Annotated in this window: 22 protein-coding genes; 8 read left to right on the top strand and 14 right to left on the bottom strand. The window is 38.2% G+C overall.

What is annotated here, in order from left to right:
• Window positions 1-120 precede the first annotated feature (120 nt).
• The 4 genes from IGI68_RS05580 to IGI68_RS05565 all read left to right on the top strand — a co-directional run bounded on the left by IGI68_RS05580 (window position 121) and on the right by IGI68_RS05565 (window position 3,015).
• Entirely contained in the window at window positions 121-813 is a 693-nt protein-coding gene (locus tag IGI68_RS05580; protein ID WP_071875262.1) for a response regulator transcription factor, read from the top strand.
• Complete coding sequence (locus tag IGI68_RS05575; protein WP_438731208.1) at window positions 803-2,296, top strand: ATP-binding protein; 1,494 nt, start codon at window positions 803-805, stop codon at window positions 2,294-2,296. The genes IGI68_RS05580 and IGI68_RS05575 overlap by 11 nt, the downstream gene beginning before the upstream one ends.
• Window positions 2,297-2,380: 84 nt before the next feature.
• Entirely contained in the window at window positions 2,381-2,704 is a 324-nt protein-coding gene (locus IGI68_RS05570) for a hypothetical protein (protein WP_438731205.1), read from the top strand.
• Window positions 2,705-2,838: 134 nt separating this feature from the next.
• Complete coding sequence (locus IGI68_RS05565; protein ID WP_438731202.1) at window positions 2,839-3,015, top strand: hypothetical protein; 177 nt, start codon at window positions 2,839-2,841, stop codon at window positions 3,013-3,015.
• Between the two features lie 130 nt (window positions 3,016-3,145).
• On the opposite strand, the gene IGI68_RS05560 is transcribed toward IGI68_RS05565, so the two are convergent.
• The gene (locus tag IGI68_RS05560; RefSeq protein WP_438731199.1) at window positions 3,146-3,670 is read right to left on the bottom strand and encodes a GNAT family N-acetyltransferase; all 525 of its coding nucleotides are present in this window, start codon (window positions 3,668-3,670) and stop codon (window positions 3,146-3,148) included.
• A gap of 435 nt (window positions 3,671-4,105) precedes the next feature.
• Here IGI68_RS05560 and glmS point away from each other — a divergent pair, with 435 nt between their 5' ends.
• Complete coding sequence (gene glmS / locus IGI68_RS05555) at window positions 4,106-5,908, top strand: glutamine--fructose-6-phosphate transaminase (isomerizing) (RefSeq protein ID WP_438731196.1); 1,803 nt, start codon at window positions 4,106-4,108, stop codon at window positions 5,906-5,908.
• Window positions 5,909-5,980: 72 nt separating this feature from the next.
• Here glmS and IGI68_RS05550 read toward each other — a convergent pair whose 3' ends face one another.
• The 13 genes from IGI68_RS05550 to chvE all read right to left on the bottom strand — a co-directional run bounded on the left by IGI68_RS05550 (window position 5,981) and on the right by chvE (window position 22,545).
• Entirely contained in the window at window positions 5,981-7,318 is a 1,338-nt protein-coding gene (locus IGI68_RS05550) for a sensor histidine kinase (protein ID WP_438731193.1), read from the bottom strand.
• Window positions 7,308-7,997 carry a response regulator transcription factor gene (locus tag IGI68_RS05545; RefSeq protein WP_438731190.1) on the bottom strand — a complete coding sequence of 230 codons (690 nt, stop codon included), beginning with the start codon at window positions 7,995-7,997 and terminating at the stop codon, window positions 7,308-7,310. The genes IGI68_RS05550 and IGI68_RS05545 overlap by 11 nt, the downstream gene beginning before the upstream one ends.
• Before the next feature lie 60 nt (window positions 7,998-8,057).
• Entirely contained in the window at window positions 8,058-8,756 is a 699-nt protein-coding gene (locus IGI68_RS05540; protein ID WP_438731187.1) for a hypothetical protein, read from the bottom strand.
• Window positions 8,757-8,778: 22 nt separating this feature from the next.
• The gene (locus IGI68_RS05535; RefSeq protein WP_438731184.1) at window positions 8,779-9,456 is read right to left on the bottom strand and encodes a DUF4956 domain-containing protein; all 678 of its coding nucleotides are present in this window, start codon (window positions 9,454-9,456) and stop codon (window positions 8,779-8,781) included.
• Window positions 9,434-10,165, bottom strand: coding sequence for a polyphosphate polymerase domain-containing protein (locus IGI68_RS05530; protein WP_438731181.1), 732 nt, complete (start codon window positions 10,163-10,165; stop codon window positions 9,434-9,436). Before IGI68_RS05530 ends, IGI68_RS05535 begins: the two co-directional genes overlap by 23 nt.
• A gap of 233 nt (window positions 10,166-10,398) precedes the next feature.
• The gene (locus IGI68_RS05525; RefSeq protein ID WP_438731178.1) at window positions 10,399-12,645 is read right to left on the bottom strand and encodes a glycoside hydrolase family 2 TIM barrel-domain containing protein; all 2,247 of its coding nucleotides are present in this window, start codon (window positions 12,643-12,645) and stop codon (window positions 10,399-10,401) included.
• A gap of 266 nt (window positions 12,646-12,911) precedes the next feature.
• The gene (locus tag IGI68_RS05520) at window positions 12,912-14,573 is read right to left on the bottom strand and encodes an extracellular solute-binding protein (protein ID WP_438731175.1); all 1,662 of its coding nucleotides are present in this window, start codon (window positions 14,571-14,573) and stop codon (window positions 12,912-12,914) included.
• Window positions 14,574-14,645: 72 nt separating this feature from the next.
• A complete protein-coding gene (locus IGI68_RS05515; RefSeq protein WP_438731173.1) occupies window positions 14,646-15,560 on the bottom strand; it encodes a carbohydrate ABC transporter permease in 915 nt (304 codons plus the stop codon).
• Window positions 15,561-15,579: 19 nt separating this feature from the next.
• On the bottom strand, window positions 15,580-16,518 hold the full coding sequence (locus tag IGI68_RS05510) for an ABC transporter permease (RefSeq protein ID WP_438731170.1): 939 nt from the start codon (window positions 16,516-16,518) through the stop codon (window positions 15,580-15,582).
• A gap of 413 nt (window positions 16,519-16,931) precedes the next feature.
• Window positions 16,932-18,098, bottom strand: coding sequence for a diphosphate--fructose-6-phosphate 1-phosphotransferase (locus IGI68_RS05505; RefSeq protein WP_438731167.1), 1,167 nt, complete (start codon window positions 18,096-18,098; stop codon window positions 16,932-16,934).
• Window positions 18,099-18,595: 497 nt separating this feature from the next.
• Entirely contained in the window at window positions 18,596-19,798 is a 1,203-nt protein-coding gene (gene mmsB / locus IGI68_RS05500; protein ID WP_071874639.1) for a multiple monosaccharide ABC transporter permease, read from the bottom strand.
• A gap of 1 nt (window position 19,799) precedes the next feature.
• Window positions 19,800-21,332, bottom strand: a complete 1,533-nt coding sequence (gene mmsA / locus IGI68_RS05495) for a multiple monosaccharide ABC transporter ATP-binding protein (protein WP_438731164.1) — start codon at window positions 21,330-21,332, stop codon at window positions 19,800-19,802.
• Window positions 21,333-21,447: 115 nt separating this feature from the next.
• Window positions 21,448-22,545, bottom strand: coding sequence for a multiple monosaccharide ABC transporter substrate-binding protein (chvE, locus tag IGI68_RS05490; protein WP_071874641.1), 1,098 nt, complete (start codon window positions 22,543-22,545; stop codon window positions 21,448-21,450).
• A 378-nt stretch (window positions 22,546-22,923) separates the two neighbouring features.
• Here chvE and IGI68_RS05485 point away from each other — a divergent pair, with 378 nt between their 5' ends.
• Genes IGI68_RS05485 through IGI68_RS05475 form a run of 3 tightly spaced genes read left to right on the top strand, consistent with a single transcriptional unit; the run spans window position 22,924 to window position 26,863 of the window.
• Entirely contained in the window at window positions 22,924-23,859 is a 936-nt protein-coding gene (locus IGI68_RS05485) for an ABC transporter substrate-binding protein (RefSeq protein WP_071874742.1), read from the top strand.
• Window positions 23,860-23,868: 9 nt separating this feature from the next.
• Complete coding sequence (locus IGI68_RS05480) at window positions 23,869-25,311, top strand: sensor histidine kinase (RefSeq protein WP_071874642.1); 1,443 nt, start codon at window positions 23,869-23,871, stop codon at window positions 25,309-25,311.
• Window positions 25,304-26,863, top strand: a complete 1,560-nt coding sequence (locus IGI68_RS05475) for a response regulator transcription factor (protein ID WP_071874643.1) — start codon at window positions 25,304-25,306, stop codon at window positions 26,861-26,863. Before IGI68_RS05480 ends, IGI68_RS05475 begins: the two co-directional genes overlap by 8 nt.
• Window positions 26,864-26,865: the final 2 nt, after the last annotated feature.

The raw sequence follows: 26,865 nt of genomic DNA, 5'->3' as shown, positions 1-26,865 counted from the left end.
TTCGATAAAATAAAAAAAGTAATCGTCCTCTGCTTTTCTGGTATCTCACTTAAAGAAAAAGCCGTTTGACACAAAAGTGCCACACTATTCTTATATAATCGCGAAGAGGAGGAGTTTACGATGCAAAAATTATTAATTGTCGATGATAACCAACAAATTACGGCGATTTTAGCGGAGTATGCCCAGAAAAATCATTACCAAGTCATCATCGCTTATGATGGTATCGAAGCGCTACGTTTATTCAAAAGCGAAAAACCTGATGTCGTTTTACTGGATGTGATGATGCCGAAAAAAGATGGCTTTGCTGTTTGTCGAGAAATTCGTGAGACTTCCAATGTTCCGATTTTAATGATTACGGCACGCGGGGAGGATTTTGAACGGATTATGGGGCTAGAAATTGGGGCGGATGATTATATCGTGAAACCTTTTTCTCCAGGTGAAGTCATGGCTCGAATTAAGGCCGTCATGCGCCGGATTATACGAGAGGATAACCAACCACAATGTTTGACCTATGATAATTTAACGATTAATTTAGACGACTACACCGTTTCAATCAATGGCGAAAACATTTTACTGACAAAAAAAGAAATTGATTTATTGTGGACATTAGCGAACCATCCTCAAAAAGCCTATACGCGTGAAGAACTCTTAAACTTACTTTGGGGTTTTGATTATTTTGGGGATACTCGAACCGTGGATAGTCATATTAAGCGGCTACGCGGAAAATTAGGAAAACAGATACATCCTAATTGGGCAATTAAAACTATTTGGGGAGTCGGATATAAATTTGAGGTTATTTCGCATGAAAAATAGTAGAATCGCGACGAAATTAGGGCTCTATTTGACGACAACACTCCTCCTATTCGCCATCACGATTGGGACGATTTTCTTTTTTCTGTTTAAACATTCGATGATGACCGTTCATCGCGAGGAACTCACTCACTACGCCCAAGCGATTGCTCAGGAACTGACGGATGACGCAAACGCGAGCAGCCATCAACGAATGATGAGTGATACAAGTGCCTATCTGCGCTTTATTCAAGAAGTAGCAGGTGATCACGTTTGGTTAGTCGACGAAGCGTTCAATCTCTTAGCGACTGGTGAAAACACTCATATGGGAGCGCGTCATGCGGCGACTCAAAAAGACAATCTTCGTGACTTACCCAGTAATGCTGAGGCGATGATTCCCCTTATTTTCCAAGGAGAAACGAGGGTGAGCGAAGGATTTAGCGAGTCGCTCAATCAGCAAACATTAACCGTGGGAACACCGATTCGTGATGCTGATGGCAACATTTGGGGGGCTATTTTAATTCATTCGGCGATCGACAGTACGAAAGCAGCTATTAATCAAGGGCTTAAATTGTTAGGAATTAGCTTACTAATTGCGTTACTGTTAGCGTTAGTACTCGTTTCTTTCTTAGCCTATTCGTTTACAAAACCGTTATCAAAAATGAAAGTTGCCGCTTTACGCTTAGCACAAGGTGATTATCAGGCAAAAACGAACGTTTCACAAAAAGATGAGATTGGCGAACTATCCCAAGCCATTGATACTTTGGCACTGCAATTAGCTGAAGCCAGTCAAGCAAGTGAGAAGTTAGAACAAATGCGGCAAGAATTCGTCGCCAATATCTCTCATGAATTACGGACTCCGATTACCGTCATGCGTGGTTCTCTCGAAGCACTAACGGACAAAGTCATTACTGAACCTGAAAAAGTCGAAGCTTATCACCAACAGATGCTAACAGAAGCAAAATTTCTGGAACGCTTAGTCGGCGATTTACTTGATTTAGCCCGATTACAAAACTTAGACTTTACAATCGAAAAGACCCCACTCAGTCTCCAAGACGTCCTAAAAGATGCTTTACGAAGTGCTGAACACTTATCTCGCCTAAAAGAAATAACATTGGATTATTCGATGACAGCTGTTCCTCTCGTTATTTGCGGTGATTACGGGCGCTTACGACAGATGTTTTTAGTCATTTTAGATAATGCAATTAAATTTTCGCCGAAGCATAGCCGAATTAGGATTCAATTAACCGACGATCGTCTCATCATTTCTGATCAAGGTCCAGGAATTGAAGCCTCAGAACTTCCTTATATTTTCGATCGCTTCCACAAAACTTATGGCGAAAAAAATAAAATTGGGACAGGACTTGGCTTATCAATTGCCAAACAAATTGCACAGCGTCACCAAATGACTTTACAAGCAACAAACGCAGAAACTGGCGGTGCGCGCTTTACGTTTGATTTTTCAAAAGTAAAAAAACTAACTGCCACTCATTTGGAACAGATGTGACACACTTTCGCCATCATTTTTTGTTATGATAACTATATCAAAGAAGCGAGTATTCGTTTCAAAAATAGATGGGAGAGATTTTTTATGAAAAAATTAACAAAAATCATCATTGCGGTAGCTGTCCTTTTTGCTGCAGGTATGACTTCTATGTCAGTCTTTGCTAACTCAGATAATGGAACAAATGCTTCTGAAAGGTTTGAGCCCATTGATGACACTACTCGCACAACTGAGCAAGAGCGTCGTGAACATTTAAAAGAACAAGTCGAACGTGGCAATCTTTCACCCGAAGAAGCAGAAGAGATGAATGAGTGGATGGACGATACTAATCGTGATTGTCATGGTCGTGATTCTTTTGGTAAGCGAGAAATGTGGGGCATGGGTCGTCAGCATAATCGCATGATGGACTGATAGCAGCTGTTAATGGAACCAAGAATTTATTGTTTAGACATAAAAAATCTTTCAACAATCGAACCTTCGATTGCGGAAAGATTTTTTTATATCAATTTCGTTAATCCTTTCTTTGATCTTTGAAAAGAGGCATTATGAAAAGAAAGCAAGCGCTAGTGAAAATTAAAAATACACTCCCTCGAGAAGAAAAATCACTTTTTTCAACCGAGACAAACGTTTCAGCCGAAGATCAAATTTTAACCCTTATTACCTGTAACTATACGATCGAAAACGGTCGTTTGTTTATTCATGCGGTAGAGATAAAGGAATAGTCCATCCTCACTAAATTTTATACAACCTCAATTGTAAACCGATCTCCAAAAGTTCGATTAAGCGCGAACTTTTAGTGGTCGGTTTTATCATGGTGAAATATTTTTTGACGTTTTGGATGATGATTCAAGCTTAGCATTCAAGCCAATAATGCTCATAATACCGCGCTTCCTCTGGATGATAGACTGTTTCTTGATAGCGTCCACCACAACCCAGTATGACCCCACGGCTGCCTTCATTTGAAGGATCACAAGTAATCAATACTTCTGATAATCCTTCTTCTTTGGCTTTTGTTAAGCACGCTTGTAACATCGCTTTTCCGTTACCCTTGCGTCGCTCACTTGGTGCAATTGAGTAACCGATATGTCCGCCAAAATGTTTTAAATAGTCATTTAATTCACAACGTAATTGGCTCATTCCGATGACTTTTTGTTGCGAAATATCGACATAAATATATTGAAGACTTCTTACTAAGCCTTCTGGTACGGTGGCAGGATTTTCGAACTGAGAAATTCTTTGAAGCCACGCTTCTACATCTGCATTTTCACGCAAAGAGCCCACTCCAGCTAAGATACTTTGTGTATCCACCATTTCTTCTCGAAACACTTGAATCGGTTTTTCCCACTCCAAGGTTGGTTTTATTAATCGTTTTTGCATTGCGTTCTTCCTTTCTAATTTCTTGAATATATTTATAACAACGTCTTTACGGACCCCTCTTAGACTCCTTTCAATATGGCTAAAAAGGCCAAAATTGTCAATCTGCCTTTGCTCTTTTACGTCATAAGTTGAGAATATCAGCTGTAAAAACGCTTTTTTATCCGTGATTCAAAAAAATAAATTGACAGATGTGCTGACAAAAGTTATGCTTTTTCTAGGTTTCTACGAAAATAAGAAGGAGAATAATCAAAACGGAATAGCGCCAGATCTGTCTTAACAGATGACGAGGATGAAGCTTATCGAAATATTCGGCGGATGGCTTCAGGGACTGCACCCTATAGGTAAATTACAAATCCACTTGCGAAAGTGCTACAAAAGATTTACCAGCAGATAGAAACCTTCCAAAAATTGAATAGGAAAGTAGGAAGGCAAATTATGTGTGGAATTGTCGGAATGATTGGGAACGAAAATGTCTCAGAAGTACTTTTGAAAGGCTTAGAACGGTTGGAATACCGAGGCTATGATTCAGCAGGAGTCTATGTCGCTAATCAAAACGAAAGGCATTTAGTGAAAGCACAAGGTCCGATTAAACAATTGGCTGAAAAAATGACGTCAGAAACAACGGGGACCCTTGGGATTGGACATACACGTTGGGCCACTCACGGAATTCCAAGCGAGGAGAATGCGCATCCCCACGTATCACAGCACGGTAAGGTCGTGCTTGTTCATAATGGTGTGATTGAAAATTACCGTTCGTTGAAAGAAGACTACTTAGCAGGTTATCAGCTCGTTGGCGAGACGGATACCGAAGTGGTTGCGAATGTGATTGAACAACGCATGGAAGCTGAAAATCTGAGCGTGAAAGAGGCCTTCAAGCAAACGCTACGCTTACTCCAAGGTTCGTATGCTTTCGCGTTAATCGATACGAATGATGTCGATACGTTATACGTTGCAAAGAATAAAAGTCCGCTATTGATTGGTTGCGGGAGTGACTTTCATCTTGTCGGGAGCGATGCCTTAGCGATGATCCATCAAACGAATCAATTTATTGAATTGTTTGATGGCGACTTTGTGACGCTGACAACTAACAGCATGGTCTTAGAAGATGCCGCAGGAAATGTCATTGACCGTGCACCTTATACCGCTGAAATTGATAACACAGCGATTGATAAAGGTACCTATCCATTTTATATGCTAAAAGAAATTGAAGAACAACCCCTGGTATTACGTCGTTTACAACAAAAATACTTTGACTTTCACGGGAATGTTTTACTAGACGATACCCTCTTACAAGAAATCAGTGCGAGTGAACGCATCTATATCGTTGCATGCGGAACGAGTTATCATGCAGGGTTAGCCTCTAAAGCCTTTTTCGAAACACTGACAAAAGTGCCGGTAGAAGTGCATCTGGCGAGTGAATTTGGTTATTATACGCCAATCTTGGCGAAAAAACCGTTTTTCATTTATTTAAGTCAAAGTGGCGAGACCGCGGATAGTCGTCAAGTATTAGTCAAAACAAATCAACTGGGCGCCCCTTCTTTAGCGATTACGAATGTTCCAGGATCCACGCTCGCTCGCGAAGCGAAGTACGCACTCTCTTTAGAAGCAGGTCCAGAAATTGCAGTAGCCTCAACGAAAGCTTATACCGCACAAATTGCGTTGTTAAGCATTTTAGCTTACGCCATCCAGTTAGAAAAAGAGGACAGTCAACTGAATCTTTTACAGGAGCTAACTTTGGTGGAAGAAGCAATGACACAAGTATTGACGCAAAAAGAGCACATTCATCAGTTAGCCAAAGACTTCTTTCGTGACACAAACAGTGCCTTTTTCATCGGGCGCGGAAATGATTATGCCGTATCACTCGAAGCTGCCTTGAAGCTAAAAGAAATTTCTTATATTCAAGCAGAAGGATTTGCAGCCGGCGAATTAAAGCATGGAACCATTGCCTTAATTGAAGATGGTACACCTGTTATCGGGCTGATTACGAGTGAAGTGACACATCTGCACACGCGCGGAAACTTAGAAGAAGTGAAAAGTCGCGGTGCGAAAACGCTCGTGATTTCCGAAACTACTTTTGCTCAAGCATCAGATCAAATTATTTTACCGAAAGCCCATCCTTTATTAATGAGTCTCGTCTCCGTTGTACCGACGCAATTACTCGCTTATTATGCGACACTTGAGCGTGGCTATGACGTGGATAAACCACGGAATTTAGCTAAATCGGTGACGGTAGAATAAACAAACTCATCATAGAGAAACGAAAGCGTCCATCCAATCTTCGCGTGTTAAGCCAAGATTGGATGGACGTCTTTAGTTTTTTTCGGTGTGGAGATTTTTTTGGATAATCGGTAGTTGGAGCGTGAACTGAACGCCTTGATTTGTCCAATCACTGACAAACAATTTCCCGTGATGATTTTTGACAATTTGTTTCGCAATTGCTAGACCTAAGCCATAACCGCCTGTTTCTTGGTTACGGGATTGTTCTTCTCGATAAAAGCGTTCAAAAATTAATTTTTTTTGCGTATCTGGAATCGTACTTCCTGTATTTCGGACGACGACTTGCCACCATTTCGGATTGATTTGTTTAGCTACGAGTTGAATCTCATCCTTGGCTTGCGTATACTTCAGTGCATTATCTAATAAAATTACCAATACTTGATGGATTTTGCTAGCGTCAAAACTTAGTGGTTCGCTGATCTCATTGGTGAAGTGAAACGCTTTGTCTTGCATTTCAGCAATTTCAGCAAATGGTTGAATCAGTTGTGCTAAAAAGCGATCGACATCCGTTTCTTCCGGTTGAATCGTTGCTTGATTCCCGTCACTACGCGCGATTAACAATAAGTCGTTCGTTAAATTCGTCAAACGCCGGGTCTCACTTAATGCTTGGGCGATGCGCGGTGACTGTTCGAGAATAGTCTGATTCGGTCTGGTAAATAAGTGTTGTAAATTATTTTGGATAATCGTTAGTGGCGTACGTAATTCATGAGAAGCATTTTCAACAAACTCTTGCTGCTTTTGCCACGCAATCAAAAGAGGCTTCATATTCATTTTAGAGCTAAAGACACTGACGCCTAACGATATCAACCAAAAAATAAACATGCAGACAAACAATATCCACTGAAATGTCGTCAATGAATCATCGATCTGATTGGTATTTATTAAAAATTGGATATAAGCGACTTCTGACGAGAGACTTTGGCTATTTTCAATCGTAATCGAGCGAAACGATAAATTACTCTCCGCTAATGCGACCGGAATAATTTCATTCAATTTCGTTGTATCGAGTGTTAACGCGTTTAATTGGGTGTAGCGCCCACCTAAGACTTCTTTATTTAGAATTTCCCCATTCTCCGTCCACAAAATAATTTGCGTATTAAATAACTCTTCTTGTGGCGTAATTCCTTCTGGTAAAGGCTTGTCTAAAGGAAAATCGATAAACGGATCTGATTGGTTTAAACGACTGATTTCTCTTTCGATTAATGGTCGATTCGTGGTCATCTCACTCAACGACATGTCTGTTTGATTATAGGCTGACACTTGTAAGAGTTGGAAAACGATAATTCCCAATAACACAAAAAGCGCGGCAAAGGCACTGGCGCTCGTTAAGAAAAAACGGATTCTTTGCTTATTAGACAGTTCATGATTCAAGGGCATCGTCCTCCTGGAACAAGTAGCCAACATTACGCAAGGTGTGAATGAGCGATTCCTTTTGAACCATTTTCAAATGCTTGCGAAGGTGACTCATATAAACTTCCACCACTTGAAGGGTCGTTTCGGAATCAAATCCCCAAATTCGATCGAAGATTTGTTCTTTCGTCAAGATTATCCCTTTGTTTTGCATGAAGTAAACCAATAAATCAAATTCTTTCCCTTGAATCGGCAATAGTTGATCTTGATAAAACACTTGTCTGGATGCCAATTGACAGACCAAATCGCCTGTACTGACTTGTTGTTCATCAAATAATCCCAATGACCGTCGCAACAAGGCTTTCGCCCGGAGTAATAATTCTTCCCGGTAAAAGGGCTTCGTCAAATAATCATCTGCACCTTTTTGAAATCCAGTAACTTTATCATCTAATCCATCTTTGGCGGTTAAGATTAAAACAGGGGTCTGAACGTTTTGACTACGTAGTTCGGCTAACACTTGATAGCCATGCTTACCAGGTAACATTAAATCTAATAATAATAAATCATAGACCCCACTGCTGGCTTCATACAATGCCTCTTCGCCATCATATACTTGTGTAACCTCACCGATATCTTTCAAAATTTCTCGAATATTTTCGGATAATACTTTTTCATCTTCCACAACCAAAATTTCAATCATGTTCTCACCTCGCCTTCAGTTTACCATGTCGCCACTTTTTTGAAAGGTTTTTTCCATTATTTACGGTGTTGCAGTCACAGGCGGTGTCATCATACCTTCGCCTGCATTGCCTCGTGGTCCGTTACCACCCATCATTTGACCGGAGATCGTTTCACCTGATTGATTCAATTGACTGACGGTTTCACTTAAGGTAAAGCTCGTCGTCACTTGGCTGTCACGAATTGAACCTTCTGAGACAAAACCATTTCGAACATCCTCTGTGACTGTTCCACCTAGATGGACTTGGTAGCTTTGTTCAATGATTAAATCCGGACTACTCATGATGACAGATTGATAGTCACGAATCGGTGTGAACGCTAAGAGCATTTCTTGGGTTTCCTCATTCCATAAACTGATGGTTTGACTCGCACTTTGAGTTTGATCAAAGGTTAACGCGACTGTTCCTTGTGTCGAACTTTCACTAACATTTTGCGCCATATCCGCACTTCCTACCGCAACCATGGTCCCACCTGTCAAAGCAGTCGTGCCAAATGTAATGGTTGTAGCCGACGCTTCATCATAGTCAGTCTCAAAATCTTCTTCTTTATACGTGCCGTAATATTCGGAGACCACCGTTGTCGTATCATCTTGTGCCTCACTTGAGACGTTTTCTACAAGACTTTCTTCTAAGCCTTCACTCGTAGTCGTTGGTGTCGTTTGGTTTTGACAAGCTGCTAATAAACTTGCCAGCAAAAGTAAACCCAATGTTGGTTTCTTCATTGATATCCACCTCTTCTTTCTTTTATAACGTTTCGCGATTCATCGCAACATTGCCTAACATCACTGGTAAATTGCCATTACGCACCCGAATCTCATCGATAAACTGTTTTTCATTTTGATTTTCTTTTAAAATCAGTTGATAACGCAATTCATAAATACTCCCCATCGTGGTTGTCTTAACGGTTGTCAGCGTCGTTTCTTTTGTATACAAATGGAACAAATCATCAAATAATCCTGGATAATCTAAATCTTCGGGAATGGAAATTTTGAGTACGCGTTCTTCTGGCGCTGGTCGAAAGAGTATATTCGAACGATAAAATAATAAGGAACATATTCCTACAACGGCTGAGATAAAGAAAATATAGGCGACATAGCCCATCCCGGTTGCGAGCCCGATTGCCATTGACCAAAAAATGCTTGTAATTTCTCTTGACCCTCCTGCAACTGAACGAAAACGTACTAGACTAAAGGCTCCTAAGACCGCCATCCCTGTTCCTAAGTTTCCATTCACTAACATAATCACTGCTTGTACAAGTAGCGGTAAGATCGCCACCGTTACGACGAAACTTCTCGTATACGTATTACGAATCGTATGAACATACGCGACCACCATCCCTAAAATAATAGAAGTCATGATACATAACATTAATTGTTGTACGGTAAACGCCGTTAAATCACTAGGATACACACTTTGAAACATTTTCTTTCTCTCCTTTATTCCATAAATGGCGCTGATAGGTTTGCGCATATTTTGAAAAACTTGATTTTTTTAATTGATATTGATTCAGTAAAGCCACAAACCACAACGGATAGGCTCCGAGTGCTTTGACCTCCATCAAAACACCTAACTCTGGTGCTACCAACTGACGACTAGACGTGTCCGCTAGATTGAGAGTCGTGTCTTCATAGGAAATCCGTTGATCGAATGTAATCCGAAAGGCAGAGTCTTCTTTCCCGAAGTAAGACAATCGTTCATAACTAATTAACACTTTCGGCGCTAAATCAGGATATTGCCGAAAGAGCCACGCGATTTCCCGTTGAATTTGGGGATTTTTGGGATCTTCAGGTAGTTTGCCACCACGAATCCATTCTTGATATACGGAATATGGAATCGCCATCCGTCGTTTATAGACTACTCGCTGAATTTTCTTTTTTAATTCTAAAAAGACGATGGCATCTTGATTGGTCACGCCATAACAGCGGACCCGAAATTTTTCTTTATAATTCGGTTTTTCCATTGAATGGCGAATCATTTGATAACAAGAGGTGTCATAATATAACGATTGAATCAAATGCAATCCATGTTCATCTTGTTCCATATAGCAACTTAGATCGGCTAAAAATTCCGGTAGTTGTTCTTTTGATAAGATGTATTTTGTTTCTTTGCGTTCAAATACATTGTTTTTCATCTCACTCATCCTTTCGACTCTTACTATAAATTTGCTAACTTAAAGTTTGCTTAAGCAAGCCATAAAAAAAGAATTTTATGATTATCGTATCGCTTTTCTTGAATTTCTAGCGGATTAACGGCACAAAAAAAGCGCCCGTTTAAGATCGATAATTGATCGAACTCAAACGAGCGAATGGACAACTTGATTATTTTCATTAAGGGGAATTTCTAAATCACGTGCACTTTTTAAGGCTACTTCTCGGTCATGTTTGATGCTTGCTCAATCACATGAATAACCCCATGTTTTTCAAATGATCCGTAGCGGGCCGTAATGTTGATCTCATCTATTTCCTCTGGCAAAGTCCGGATCCAACAAACGGCTGAGCCACCAATTAACGGTACCTCGTTGCCACCTAATACTTCACCACCGTGGTTTTCAATTCGAACACTGCCCATCAAGAAAGGTAACAAATTGCCTTTTTGATCGACAACTTTCATGGTTAGCTTCGCCGCAGCCCAGCGATCTGATTGAATCAACGTGTGATGGCTCAATGTCATTTCAAGATCGTGAATTACCGGTTCATTCGTATACGATTTGGTTGTGACTACTTCTTCTTCTAAATACCCAATAATCTCTAAGGGGCCAAAAGGTTCTCCCCATAAAAAGTTGAATTCTTTTAACACAATCGGTGGGTAGGGTAAATGCGCAAATTTCCCGCCCTCTTCTCGCGTATAAAAGCCGCGTGATTGGCCATTATAACACACTTCGATTTTATCACAGTTGGTGAAAACATAGATTGGAACGCTTTGTGCCATATTTCGGTCCCCACGTGTCCAATTCGTCAACGGAACCATCACCGGTCGCTGTTTGGGATCTTGTTGACTCGCATAAACACTTGCCGCAAACTTACTCACCCGAAAATTATCCATTACACCGTGGTAACAAATGCGATCGCCACTACCGAAATTTTCATGCGTATGGTAATCAAACGCACACCAACCCACAGCACCACTAATATGAGGATTTTCATATGCCGCATTGAGCACAACCGCATGACGCATCGCATGTTCAATTAAACGCTCTTCTTGATCAAAACGTTTTGTTGGATACATATGGCCTGCGTATTCCGTTACTAAATACGGAACATTTTCACCTGCCACTTGTTCGACTGTTCTTAATCCACGACGTTCGACTTGGACATTATCATACGTTGCCACCTCAATCTCTTGTTTCAAGCGCGCGGTATCGCCACCATCATAAGAAAAATCATTCATGGTATAGACGTCTTCTAAAAATTCACTTTTTTCTAAATAACGAACACCACCTGTTTGACGCGTTGGATCGAGTCTCCGACACAAGGCATTGGTCTTCGTATACAAATCATGATGATCATCCGATTCATTCACGCGAACACCCCATAAGACAATACTCGGGTGATTTCGATCACGTAGCACCATTTCCTCAATGTTTTGTAATAACACTGCTTGCCATTCCTCGTCACCGATATGTTGCCATCCAGGAATTTCTTCAAAAACAAGCAATCCCTGCTCGTCACAAGCCGCCATAAAAGCGGGACTTTGCGGATAGTGTGACGTTCGAACCATATTTAAGCCTAATTCTTCTTTTAAGACACGAACATCTTCCACTTGCCATTCTTCGGGCATCGCATAGCCCACATAAGGGTAGTCTTGGTGGCGATTCAACCCAATAATTGGATACGGCTCCCCATTTAAATAAAATCCATCTTTTGTAAACTCAGCGCGGCGAAATCCGACTTTTGTTTGATATAAAATGACTTCAGATTCTTCAAAAACCGTTAACTCATATAAATGGGGGCATTCTGGCGACCACTCCGCAACGGTCATTTCAGGAAATGCTACCGTATTACTTCCGATTACACCGACGTGATCAACGTCAATTTGGACATCTTCTCCCGTTAATCGTACACGCAAATCTCCTGCCGTTTCTAACTGAAATTGAAGCTGCGGTTGATACGTATTCGCGTGAAGATTTCTCGTTATAAAAAAGGGTTCTTCAATAAACATCCCTTGCCGTTCAATTAAAAAGACATCGCGATAAATCCCACCATAAGTCAAATAATCAATTGCAGCTCCAAATGGTGGTACATCCGCTCTTTCTGAACTATCCACAACGACTGCGACCATATTTTCTTCTTGAAGAGGGCTTAATTCAACTTCAAAGGGCGTATACCCTCCTTTATGAGTCATCAGATATTCCCCATTTAAATAAACATGCGCCACTGCCATCACACCTTCAAAACGAATCATATTTCGAACGGATGGATTCAATTGTAGCTTTCTAAAATAGCACGTTTCTTTTTGATACCTTTTTTCATCAAAATACTGATACGGTAAACGGAAAGTATTATGCGGAAGTTGAACCGCTTCAAATCGCGAGAGCTCTGTTTCTCGCTCTCGCCCCTTTTCGTATGTATCACTAAAAAACCACTGATCGTTGATGCGCTGTTTGCGTTCCACTTGGTTTCATTCCTTTCGTCCTTTTCATTTTTATTGCATTTCGTTAAAAAGCTTCTATTAATAAACAAAGTCGCTAACTAGACTATTTTATTATCCCAAAGAATACATTCGTTTCCAATGGCGTAATCTATCTTCTAGCTGGATTTTTCTTCCACGTTTAGTAGCACTGATAAAAAAAGACTCTATAGCAGGCACCGACTTCGTGCGCTTTCTATAGAGTCTTTGGCTATTCATCGAATTATTAGACTACTGCTTGATTACGGTTATCACTCAGTACTTGCCCAACGATCGTATGCTTGTTGATGAATCGCTACGTAGTCTTCTACACCCATACTTTCGATTGTTTGAACGTATTTATCCCAGTTCTCGATTGGTTCTACGCCTGTGATAAATTTCGCTTCCATTTGCTCAACATACGTTTTTAAGTCTGTCGCAACATCGCGTACTTTATCAGACTCTTCAGTTGTTAAGTACAATAGTGGGAATGTTACTTTTGCAAATGGTTCAATTTTTTCTTGTGTCTCTGCTGCTAAGAAGTCATTAAAGGTTGTATCGACTTCATCATTTGCATTGGCAATGACTGGTGGGAAATCGGCTTTACTATCAGGGAATGCCATCGTCGGTACCGTAATACCATAGTTTGGTGTCACTTTTGCACGAGATTCTTCTGTGTTTTCTAAATCCACACCTTCAGTAAAGACACGAACTTGTTCGCCTTTATCATTTTCAGCATATTCCCAGAATGTGCCTTCTGGTCCTACACTTAGGAAATCATTTCCTTCTGGAGAATAGAAGTAATCGACCCAACGTAATGCTGCTGCTGGTGAAGGATTATCACTTGTAATGGCAAAAGTGGCACGACCTAAACGAGTACTTGCTGGTGAAATACGGTCTGGATTAATTTCTGAAGTTAATGGGTAGAACATTGGATCCATTACAGACTCTTTTTCTGTTCTGCCAGTCGTAAAGAAGGAGAACCAGTCTGGGAATAATCCGATTTGATTATTTTGACCTTTCGCTTTCTTTTGCTCATCGGCTTGAGAGTATACTTCTGGATCGAGTAATTTTTCAGAATACAATTTATTCATATATGTCACAAATTCTTTATAATTTTCAGTGATTGGCGCGTAGACAACTTTGCCATCAATTTCTTCAATCGTGCGATCCGTTAGTCCAAATGCTGCGAGTAACCATGGACGAGTTGAATCCATTTTCACATCGGTCAATGGAATTTCATCTTGCTTACCATTGCCGTTTGGATCTTCATCACGGAAGCGAACGAGTAAGTCATAGAATTCATCCGTTGTTTTTGGAAGTTCTTTCACATCTAATGCTTCTAACCATTCGCCGTTATACCAAAGTGGACCACGAGGCCAAATGGCGGTTTCGCCACGGTGAATCATTGGCAAGGAATAGATATGTCCATCTGGTGTCGTAATTGATTTTGCGATATCTGGATTTTCTTCTAAGATTTTACTGAAGTTCGGCATATTTTCTTGAATCAGATCTTCTAAAGGAACTAAAATCCCTTGATTTCCATAATCCATTTCCATCGCTGGTGTCAGTGAATTCGTATCGGTACCGAATAAAATATCTGGTAAATCCCCACTTGCGAATGCTAAGTTTAGTTTTGTCGCAAAGTCAGCACTTGGTGGTGTCGTAAAGGTTAAATCAATATTTGTTTTTTCAGCCATTGATTGGAAAACAGCCATGTCTTTCCATTCAGCCATCCCGGTTCCAGGACCCATCATGGTCATTGAAAGTGTTTCTTTTACGACAGGAAATTCTCCTACTGTACCTAGCTCGATTCCACTATTGTCAGAACCGTTGCTTGCATTTCCACTCCCGTCGGTGTTGCCCCCGCTTCCACATGCAGCAAGTAACACACCACATGCAAGTAAGCCTACTAATACGTTTGTTTTTTTCATTTCTTTCTCCCCTTCGAAAAAAATTTTTATTAAATCGGCTGACGCCGTTTTAAACGAATTGATGATGCTTTTTTACCCTTTAACAGAACCTACCATCATTCCTTTAACAAAATACTTTTGTAGGAATGGATAAATCATAATGATTGGTAATGTGGAAACAATCATGACACCATATTTAATGACGGCTGCCAGTTGTTGTTTCGAATACAGTAACTCGGCCATTTCACCGGTCATTGTGCCACCAATTGAGTTTGAGGACATATCTTGCAAGACTAAGATTTCACGTAAGACCATTTGTAATGGGTACATTGCTTTATCAGATAAATAAATCAAAGCACTGAAGAAACCATTCCAGTGGCCGACCCCATAAAACAACGCCATTACGGCAATGATTGGTGTCGAAAGCGGTAACACGATCTTCATGAATAATTTAAAGTCGGAACAGCCATCGATAATAGCTGCTTCTTCCATCTCTCGTGGAATCGTACTTTGGAAGAACGTACGGGTTACAACAATGTTATAAACAGAAGCCGCACCTGGTAAGACTAACGCCCAAACGGTATTTAACATGCCTAAGTTTTTAATCACTAAGTACGTCGGAATTAACCCACCGCTGACAAACATCGTAATTAATAAGAACGTTGTAAAGGTTTTGTGTCCATAAAAGTCTGGACGCGATAAGGCATAGGCTGCCGGCAACGTCACTAACAAGTTAATGGTTGTCCCTAACGCTGTGTAGTAAATGGTATTTAAATAGCCACGCCAAATGCTATTGTTAGCTAAAATCGTTTTGTAGCCTTCTAAGGTAATTCCTTTCGGGAACAACCACATTTCTCCCGAATTCACATATTGGGGATCACTAATCGAGGCACTGATAATATAAACCAGGGGATACAATACGATACCCACGGCTAAGATAATATAAATGTAGTTAAAAATCATAAAAACTTTATCGGCTTTGGTGTCTTTCACTAAACGATTATTCATCTCTTATGGTCCTCCTTTTCTAGAATAAGCTCGACTCGCCAAGCTTCGAAGCAATTTTGTTCACGGAAATCATTAAGATCGCATTAATCGCTGAGTTAAACAAACCAACAGCTGCCGCATAACTATATTGTGCTTCTAATAACCCTTGTTGGTACACAAACGTGGCAATCACGTTTGAAGATTCCATGTTTAACGGGTTTTGCATTAGTAAGATTTTTTCATATCCTAAGTTCATCACCGATCCGACGTTCATGATTAATAAAATCACCATTGTTGGACGAATCGTTGGTAAGTTAATGTGCCAAATGCGTTGTAAGCGTGTTGCACCATCCACGACGGCCGCTTCATGTAACTGGGTATCAACGCCCGCTAACGCTGCGAGATAAATCACAGAACCCCAACCGGTTCCTTGCCAAACACCTGATAAGACATACACCGTTTTAAACCAACGGGGATCTTCCATAAAGGCGATTGGTTCCATCCCGAAAAATTGCACAACGTGGTTGATAATCCCTGTTGAGGGATTTAAGAAAGCTAAAATCATCCCAACCATTACAACCGTTGAAATAAAGTTCGGCGCGTATGTAACCGTTTGCGAGAATTTCTTTAATGGGCCATCTTTAATTTCATTTAAAGCAAGTGCTAAAATAATAGGTAAAGGAAACCCAACGACTAATGAATAGACACTAATGCCAATCGTATTTTTTAATAAGTCCCAAAAATAATAGGAATCAAAAAAGCGTTGAAAATGTTTGAATCCGACCCACGGACTCCCCCACACACCTAATGTCGGAATATAATCTTTAAAAGCAATCATGACGCCATACATTGGAATATATGAGAAGATAAAGAAGGCTAAGAACGCTGGTAAGATAAAGACGTACAGTTGACGACTTGCGATTAGTTTCTTTTTGCGCTCTTCTCCTTTACTCTGTTTTCGATTCATACTAACTTCCATTTTTAATTTCCCCCTTCAAACAAACACGTTTTGAATACGTTTTCATCATACGGTTTTTACTCGTTCTCTTCAATGTGTATTTTTTGATTACTAGTAAAACGCTGATTTATCAACGTTTATCAAGGTTTTTCTTGTCAAAAAAAGAAAGCGATTTCAACTAATAATTAGACAAATAAAAAAAGCACTTCGAAAAGAGAAGTACTTTTGACACGATTCTTCAAGTTTAATCATAACGGAAGTTGAATGTGGTTATGCCCAATACTAATTTAGATACTATAAATAATGCTGATTCAAGAAATTATCCTACCCGGAGACCAAACGTATAAATAGAGCACTAAAACAGTACCGCTCCCAGATTTTTAGGTCTAATTTTTTTGGGGGCACTATAAAACGTTACGCTTTTTTTAGATTGCTCAATTCCACGAAGTCATCGCTGGTAAATCCGATCCGATTAATGGTTTACACCACTGAATAAAGGCCGGAGTCACACCATTATTTGTTTCATTAATAAACGATGCCGGTAATTTCTTTTCAATTAACATGACCTCTTCAAGTGGCACTAGAACGGTTTCGATTTGGTACGTCGGTAAAGCTTGTCTTTGCAAGGCAACCATTTTTCCTGTTTGCCCTTGCGTAATGGCTTGCACGGCTTCTACTCCAACTAGAATGGCTTCTTTTACATCAACTTCACTTTGTAAAGCAATCGATGCACGACCTAAAAGTCCTGGTTTTTCTGCCCGCGCTCGATAGCCAACTTTTTGTGTAATTAAATCCGCTAAATAAAAACTCACACCGCCAAATTGGGCAGCTCGTCCGGTAGAATGCTCACCCGATTGTCCAATTGGTTTTCCAGTAGCATCCCGCAAGCCTTCACTCACGACAATCACAAACCCTTTTTTTACTTGAAGCTTCTGTTTCACATCCGCTAAAAATCGATTTTCATCAAAAGGAACTTCCGGTAAATAAATGAGTTCTGGTGCATAGACACCCGATTCATCGGCCAGCGCACTCGCTGCAGCAACCCAACCAGCATTTCTTCCAGAGGCTTCAATGATGACAATTCGAGTCGCTAAACTTTTCACATCGCAGCAAACCTCTTTGACACTTTGGGCTATATAGCGGGCCGCACTCGCATATCCCGGACAATGATCCGTCACGCCAATATCATTATCCATTGTTTTCGGAATCCCGATGACTTGAATATCGACTGCTTCTTTCTGACATAATTGAAATAATTTCCCACAAGTATCCATCGTACCATTACCACCATTGAATAATACGTACTTAATCTCAAATTTCTTTAAAATAGCAATCATTTTCCGATAATCTTTTTCTTCGAGCGCATCTCTGGACGTCCCAATAGCGGTTCCAGGTGAGGTTAACAGTGTATTCAGCATTTCTGGTGTTCGGTTCGTCAAATCAAGTAATTCTTCTCTTAACAAACCACCCGTTCCATTTTTTGCACCATATACCTTATGAATCTTTTCTGATTGACTCGCTTTGGTAATCACCCCGTACAACGAAGCATTTAATACAGCTGTTGGTCCACCACCATGTATCACTAATAAATTGCTTGTCACCTTCGCCACCTCACCTTTTTGTTTGATAAGATTAGTATAACAGGGAAATTATAAGATAGTTATAAGAAAGATGACGCTTACAAAAAATGCTTATTTATCTATCAAATGAAGATAACAAGGTTTACTACTTGAAAGCTATAAACACAGGAAATCAGCACCAGCATTTAACATTAAACCTCCCATCAACTATTTCTTCTGCGAATGGAGAAATGCTTCAAAGTGAAAGTGTAAAAGCAAAAAACAATCTTAATTTCTATGGTTAAACAGATTATCAAATATAACCAACACCTGTTTCGTATTTTGTAGAAAATAAAAAATGAATATCATCGCAGAACCTCATTTTATTATCGCAATAAGAATAGATAAATAATCCTTTTAAATAGAATTCCCACCTTCATTTGAGAAGATACTTACTCAAATGAAGATGGGATATTTTACGAATTATTATTGTATAACAGAAATATTTATTAATACTTTCTGTCAAACTAAAAAATAATTTATGCTACTTTTTTCTTCTTATTATAAATATCAAGGACAACTGCTAATAAGAGGATCAATCCTTTAATAGCTTGTTGCCAATCGACCCCAATTCCCAATATAGACATTCCATTATTTAAAACACCCATTACTAAACCACCAATGATTGCTCCCATAATAGTTCCAATTCCACCTGAGGTAGATGCGCCTCCAAAATAAACTGCAGCCATGGCATCAAGTTCCATTGATGTTCCTGCCTGTGGTGTTGCTGCATTTAAGCGTGCTGCCAAAATTAAACCTGCCAAAGCAGCCATCGCTCCCATGTTAACAAATACCCAAAAGGTTATTTTTTTCGTTTTAATACCAGAGAGTTGCGCAGCTTTTTTATTACCTCCCGTAGCATATATTTGACGTCCCGCTACTGTTTTGTTTGTCAAGAAACTATAAACAGCAACAATCACTCCTAAAATAATCAAAATAATTGGATAACCTTTGTAAGATGCAAAAATATAAGTCACACCAATCGTCACGACACTAATAAATAATGACTTAAATAAAAAGGCATTCATCGATTCGATTTCAAATAAATTTTTCTTGCGGCGTTCTCTGGATTTCCATTGACTGAATATTAAAGTAAGAGCGATAATAATCCCTATCATCATCGATACAAGATGTAATGAACTACCTTCAGTAATATCAGGTAAATAACCTGTAGAAATTTTTTGGAAGATTTCTGGGAAAGGTGCTAATGACTGACCTCCTAATAAGACTTGCGTCAATCCTCTAAACATTAATAAACCCGCTAGAGTCACAATAAACGCAGGTATTTCCACGTATGCTACCCAAAAACCTTGCCATGCACCAATTAAAGCACCCATTAAAATACATAATGGAACGGCTAGCCATGGACTCATATTATAATTAACCATTAATAACCCGGCCAGTGCTCCGACAAAAGCCATTACTGAACCAACTGATAAATCAACATGTCCAAGTAACACAACGAGTAACATTCCAGCCGCTAAGACTAAAATATGACTGTTTTGTAACACTAAGTTTGTAATATTTAATGGTCTCCAAAAGATCCCATCCGTCATCAATTGAAATGCGATTAACAATGCTACTAAAATAATCACCATACTATAGCGTCTAAAAAGATCATTTATTTTATCTTTAAATGAAAATTTCTTTTTTTCCTCAGCTAATTTTGTTGTGTTTTCCATCTTACGCCATCTCCTTTTTTTCCAAAGTCATTAGATTCATTAACAATTCTTGTGTAGCATCTTCTCGAAGGACTTCTCCTGTGATTTGCCCATCATTCATGGTATAAATACGATCACACATTCCAATAATTTCCGGTAGTTCTGAAGAGATGATACAAATAGCTTTCCCACTGGCAGCCATTTCTTCAATAATTGTATAAATTTCGTATTTAGCCCCCACATCAATTCCTCTTGTAGGTTCATCTAAAAATAATACGTCAGGTTCTGTCATAAGCCATTTGGAAAGGACAACTTTTTGTTGGTTCCCTCCGCTGAGACTACCCACATTTTGAAAAATCGAACTTGTCTTGGTTCTCATTTTTTTACGATATTCTTCTGCCTTATTTATTTCTTTTTCTTTATCTAGAATCCCGCTTTTGCTAATCCGATTCAAGCTAGCAATCGTTGTATTTTCACGAATATCCATTAAAAGGTTTAATCCTAAAGCTTTTCGGTCTTCTGAGACATAGGCGAGACCATTTTCTACAGCAGTTGGAACATTTCTCACTGAAATTTCTTTTCCATCTTTATATACCGTTCCAGTAATTTTACTACCATATGAGTGACCAAAAACGCTCATTGCAAATTCTGTTCTCCCAGCACCCATTAGCCCTGCGATTCCGACGATTTCACCCCGTCTTATGTTAAGGTTGATATTTTTGCTCATCAAACGCGTGGCATTCGTTGGATGATACACGGTCCAATCCTTCACTTCAAAATAAATTTCTCCAATATTTGGATATCTGTCAGGATAGCGGTTCGTTAGATCGCGTCCAACCATACCACGGATAATTCTTTCTTCGCTGATATCATCGTTTTCTAGGGTTTCAATCGTTTGACCATCTCGTAAAATTGTAATACGATCGGCAACACTCACAATTTCATTTAGTTTATGAGAAATAATGATAGAGGTTATCCCTTGTTCTCTGAATTCCTTTATTAATTCCAGTAAGTTCGCACTTTCTTCTTCGTTCAACGCTGCAGTCGGTTCATCAAGTATTAATAACTTTACCGATTTCGCAAATGCCTTAGCGATTTCAACGAGTTGTTGTTGACCAACTCCAATTTGTGAAATCAAAAGATTCGGATCAATATGTAAGCCTACTTTTTTTAATAGACTTTCCGTTTTTTTCTCTGTTAAATCCCAATCAATCACGCCATACTTACTTTGTTCATTTCCTAGAAAAATATTTTCTTTAATAGATAAATAAGGGCTAAGTGCTAATTCTTGATGAATAATAACAATACCTTCACGTTCACTATCTCTTAAATCTTTGTACTGACAAACTTCTCCGTCGTAAATAATATCACCAGTATAGCTTCCATAAGGGTAAAGGCCACTTAATACATTCATTAACGTTGACTTTCCAGCCCCGTTTTCCCCACATAGAGCATGTATTTCACCACGATTTATCCTTAAATTTACTTTATCTAATGCCTTAACACCGGAGAATTGCTTTCCAATATTTTTCATTTCTAATATAATATCAGTCATACTTGAACATCCTTTCTTCCATAAATTCCCGCATTTCCCGGAAGTACCTATATCATTCTCTTTTGATAGGCACAGTAGGTAGAAATCAATTGATTTCTACCTACTGTGCTATGCCTTATTTCAAATCATCTTCCGTATAATAATCAGTATCGATTAATTCAACTTTATAGTTTTCTAAGTCAACAGAAACAGGATTCGCAAGGTATGTAGGAATTACCTTAACACTATTGTCATACGTTTCAGTATCATTTACAGGAACTTCTTCCTCATTGTAGATGGCTTCAATCATATCAATCGTATTTTTTGCCAATACTCTTGTATCTTTAAAGATAGTCTGCGTTTGTTCACCCGCAATAATTGATTTCACTCCTGCTACTGTTGCATCTTGGCCTGTAATAACAGGTAAAGGTTTATCAGAAGAGCCATATCCTACTCCTTTTAATGAAGAAATAATTCCTAAACTAATCGGGTCGTATGGTGATAAAACTGCGTCCAACGTTTTATCTGTATAGTTCGCACTCAACAAATTATCCATACGAGCTTGCGCAGTAGAACCATCCCAACGTAGAGTAGCAATTTGATTGAAACTAGTCTGTCCAGAAGGAACAACCAATTGACCGTTATCAAAATAAGGTTGTAGAACTGACATTACACCATTATAGTTAATTAATGCGTTGTTATCGTCCGGTGAACCACCAAATAGTTCAATCGTAAATGGCCCTTCGCCTTCTTTTAATTTTAATTTTTCTTCAATATATGAAGCTTGTAACACCCCTACACCAAAGTTATCAAATGTAGCATAATAATCGACATTTTCAGAATTCATCAGTAAACGGTCGTAGGCAATCACTTTAATTTCTTCATCTTTGGCTTTTTGTAAGACATCCGTCAATGCTGAGCCATCGATTGAGGCAATTACGAGTGTATCTACCCCTTTAGTAATCATATTTTCAATTTGTGCCACTTGATTCTCTACTTTATCTTCTCCATATTGTAAATCAGTTTTGTAACCTAATTTTTCTAATTCTTCCACCATGTTATTTCCATCGCCAATCCAACGCTCAGCAGATTTTGTTGGCATCGCAATTCCAATATATCCTTTATCACCAGATCCGCCACTACTACTTCCTTCCGCACTACTACAAGCAGCTAAAGCAACACCGGCTAATAGTGTCGTTGCAACTAATACCATTTTCTTCATTTGAAGTTTCATTTGAATTCCTCCATTTGTTTTAGTTATGTTGACAACTACAGTATACCTTTTAAAGAAAGCGTTAACATTGATTGTTTTATTCTAATTCCTTTGAATTTATTTGGAAAAAAATATTGGTTCAGTTATCTTGATTTTTTTACGAATAACTATAATTTTTTTCTGATTGTAAGCTTTAATTTTTTTAGGAGTCATTTAGAGGAGGAATTTTTAAAGCTAGATACAACAAAAAACGAGGAATTCAAGGATTTAAAAAAAATAACGCGATATAACATGCGCTTTCATTAAATAATTTGGTACAATAAAAGTATCGTTTTATTAGAACGGAGGTGCTTTGAATTGAAAACGCTTAAAATACTTTTTTTATGTGGACTGTTTTTGATGCTAACAAGTTGTTCAACTCAAAATCAAGAAACTGAACAACCACTGATTATTGGTTTTTCTCAATCAGGGACAGAAAGCAACTGGAGAAAAGCACATACTAATTCGATTGTTAATGAACTAGAAAAAAACAACTATCAAGTTCTGTATCGTAATGGATTCATGAATCAAGAACGACAAATACAAGATATTCGAACGTTTATATCTTATAAAGTCGATTTAATTATCTTTACGCCGTTAACAGAAACCGGATGGGAAACTGTCTTAACTGAAGCAAAACAAGCAAATATCCCGGTTATCATCGTCGATCGCCATATAAAAGTGGCCGATCAAGATTTATACTTAACTCATATCGGACCAAGTTTTAAAGCTGAAGGTCATCGCGCCGGTATTTTTGTCCATAATTACTTTTCAAATGTCGAGACTGATACCATCAATATTTTAGAATTATCGGGTTTAAAAGAAACTTCTCCTACTATTTTACGCTCAGAGGGGTTTAGAGAATGGATTGCTCGTGATGAACGAATGAAAGTAACAGATGTGTTATTTGGTGACTTCATTCGTATGAAAGGAAAAGATCAACTGGATGATTATATCAATAATCATTCACTAGAAGACATTGACGTTATTTTCAGCCACAATGATGAAATGACACATGGGGCCCTCGAAGCAATTGAGCAGACCGATTTAATCCCTGGCAAAGATATCATTATTGTAACCATTGACGCACAAGCTGATATGATTGAAAAATTAAAAAAAGGCATCGTCAATAGTGTTGTCGAGTGTAACCCCGAAGTTGGCTTTGACGTTGCTAACATTGTTAATCGATACTTTTCAAATTTTTATGATGGCAAAGTGATTCCAAAAGATATCTATATTTACGAAACGGTGTTCACAGAACAAAATATAGAAAATATTCCTACCAGAAACTATTAAGGAGAACAGATGAAAGCAAATCTTAGTATTAAACAAATTATCGCTAAATCCAATAAATTGATGCTAATACTAGCAATCATCCCTTTACTTTCTAGTATTATCCTTTATTCAAGACAAATCTACGTTTATCAACGGACATTTACGAACATCGAAGAAGCGAATATGATTGTGGGTAAAGTTGATCAAGAGGTTTTAGAAGAGATGTGGGACGTCGTATTTGGCATACGATCAGTAAAAAGTTATCAAATTGGTAATGTGCTATCTGACGTTCAATTCGATATTAATCAGATCAAATCGAATACAAGTTCTCCGACAGAAATAGGGGCACTGAATGTTGCTATTAGTATTATTGATACGATTAAAGATTACGAAAAAAAAATATTAGATAATATTGAAGCTGGCGATTCTGTTACAGCTAATGAAGAGATTATGAACGATGTTGACTCTCTTACCCGACTCCTTATTGATCGATTAAAGGATTTTGTAAGCGTTGAAATCAATGTTGCAAGTATTCGTCATAGAGAAATGATTCGGTCACTCATCTTATTAACAGCTCTTGAATTTCTAATTATTTTACTAATTATTTATTCGGTTAAAAAAAACAAACAGACTATCCATGAGAAAATAGAACAACCCATCTATCAACTAATTACAATGGCGGAAGAGTTAGCACATGGCAATTTATCATTTCGTGCAGATATTCCAGATACCGTTGAACTTGATATGTTAACCAAGAGTCTTAATCAGATGGCTGAAGACCTTCATCACTTACTAGAAGAAAATGCATTAAAACAATATTATTTGGCACAAAGTGAAGTAAGGGTTCTCCAAGCACAAATAACTCCTCATTTTATATATAATAGTTTAGACACAATTATTTCTTTAATTGATCAAAAGCAATACCCTCTTGCTTCTGATATGACCTACGCTCTATCTGATTTTTTTAGGATTTCATTGAGTAAAGGAAAAGATTGGATTTTTGTCGAACGGGAACTCAAACATATTTCAGATTATTTAACCATTTTAAAAATAAGATATGGAGAGATGTTAACGTTCTCAATTGATATCAACCAAGAAATATTAAACGAACCTATCCTTAAAATGATTCTACAACCTTTGATTGAGAACGCTGTTTACCATGGTACAAAACTCGTTCGTCGTATCGGACATATTCAAGTAACTAGTCAAAATAACCCTACAAACATGACTTTTATGATTGAAGATAATGGCATCGGCATGACACCAGAACGACTTTCAGAAGTTCAACAGGAATTAAACAAAGGGATTGACTCTGATTTTAGTACTGGTTATGGCCTCTATAATGTTAATAAAAGACTTTTACTTTACTATGGGAAGGAAGCTTCGATTAAAATAAAAAGCACCCATAACCAAGGTACCATTACGATTTTAACCGTACCAAAAAAGAAAGAAGGTATACCATATTATGTATAAAGTATTTATCGTTGAAGATGAGCCTCGTATTCGCGATACGCTTCGCAATCATATTTTAATGATAAGTAATCAGTTATCTATCACTTATTGTGGAGAAGCGGGTGATGGCGAAATGGCTTTAGCGTCGATTATTGATTTAAAACCCGATATTATTTTAACCGACATTAAAATGCCTTTTATGGATGGCGTGGCTTTTTCAAAGGAAGCACGAAAAATATTACCTAACGTTCGAATCATTTATATTAGTGGTTTTGATGAATTTGAATATGCCAAAGCAGGAATACAAGTTCAAATAGATGATTACTTGTTAAAACCAATTAAACCGCATGATTTAAAAGAATCACTAGAAAAAATTGTCTCTATGTTGGACAAACAAAAAGAAGTCTTAGAAGAGCAAACGCCTAAAATGGACATCATTTTAGATCTGAAAAGAAATCACTTACTAAATGGTCTTTTTAAAGGAGAATTAGCACTGGCAGATGCTCTTAAAAAAACAGAAGAAATTGGTTGTTCTTTTATTGGAAAGAAAATCGCTGTACTTCTTGCACGTAGTAAATATAAACATAATTTTGACGACTATACACAATTCGGCAAAGAATTAAATATTTTCTTTCAAAATGATAGTCGCTTATTATATTCTAGTAGCTCTTCACGTTTCATCAAATTCTTAATATTATCCGATACCAAAAAAGAAGTATTATCTACTGCTTATCAAGTAAGTCAAATTTTAATTCATGAATTCAAAAATGAAGAAACTGGTAGTATGACCGTTTCTATCGGTTCTGTAGTTGATCGAATGAGTGAAATCCCTCTCAGTTTCGAAATTGCTAAAACCCAACTGACTTCTTCTCCATTTTCGCAGCACCAAAAAGTGATTAGCTATGAAGACCGTCAAAATACCAAAGATAAACTTATTGGTCCCCCTATAGACATTGATATTCAAAAAGAATTAGTCGAATTAACAATCGAAAATCAAACAGAACTCGTTAATAAGTTACTTACCATACAAGAAACACCCGAGCAGACAGTGATGTATCGTTTTTTCATTTTAGTCGAATTAAAAAATATTGCTCAAAAAAAAGAAGAGTTCCCTGAAGAAGTCATTCAAAATTTAAGTGATTTAAGACATCTAGTTCTATTGGCCAATGACTATCAACTTTATCAAGAAACATTAGAAAGATTTATTCATTATTTTATTCAACTTAAAATCTCTCCTTCAATAAATAGACACAATAAACTCATCGACCACGCAATACAATTTATTGATAAGAATTTTACAAATCCTGATATTTCGTTAAACATGGTCGCAGAAGAGGTTGCTCTTAGTCCATCACACTTCAGTACTATCTTTTCTCAATCAATGGGGAAAACATTCATTGATTACTTGACAGAGCAACGAATTAATCATGCTAAACGGCTTTTAACCGAAACAAATTTGCGATTAACAGAGATTACTATGCGAATTGGCTACAATGATCCTAACTACTTTAGTTTTTTATTCAAAAAAAAACAGGGTATGTCTCCCTCTGAATATCGACAAAAAACAAATTAGTA

This window comes from Enterococcus sp. DIV1314a, assembly GCF_051713805.1.
In the GTDB taxonomy this organism is placed as follows: domain Bacteria; phylum Bacillota; class Bacilli; order Lactobacillales; family Enterococcaceae; genus Enterococcus_I; species Enterococcus_I aquimarinus.
This window is presented reverse-complemented; position numbering and strand designations above follow the sequence as displayed.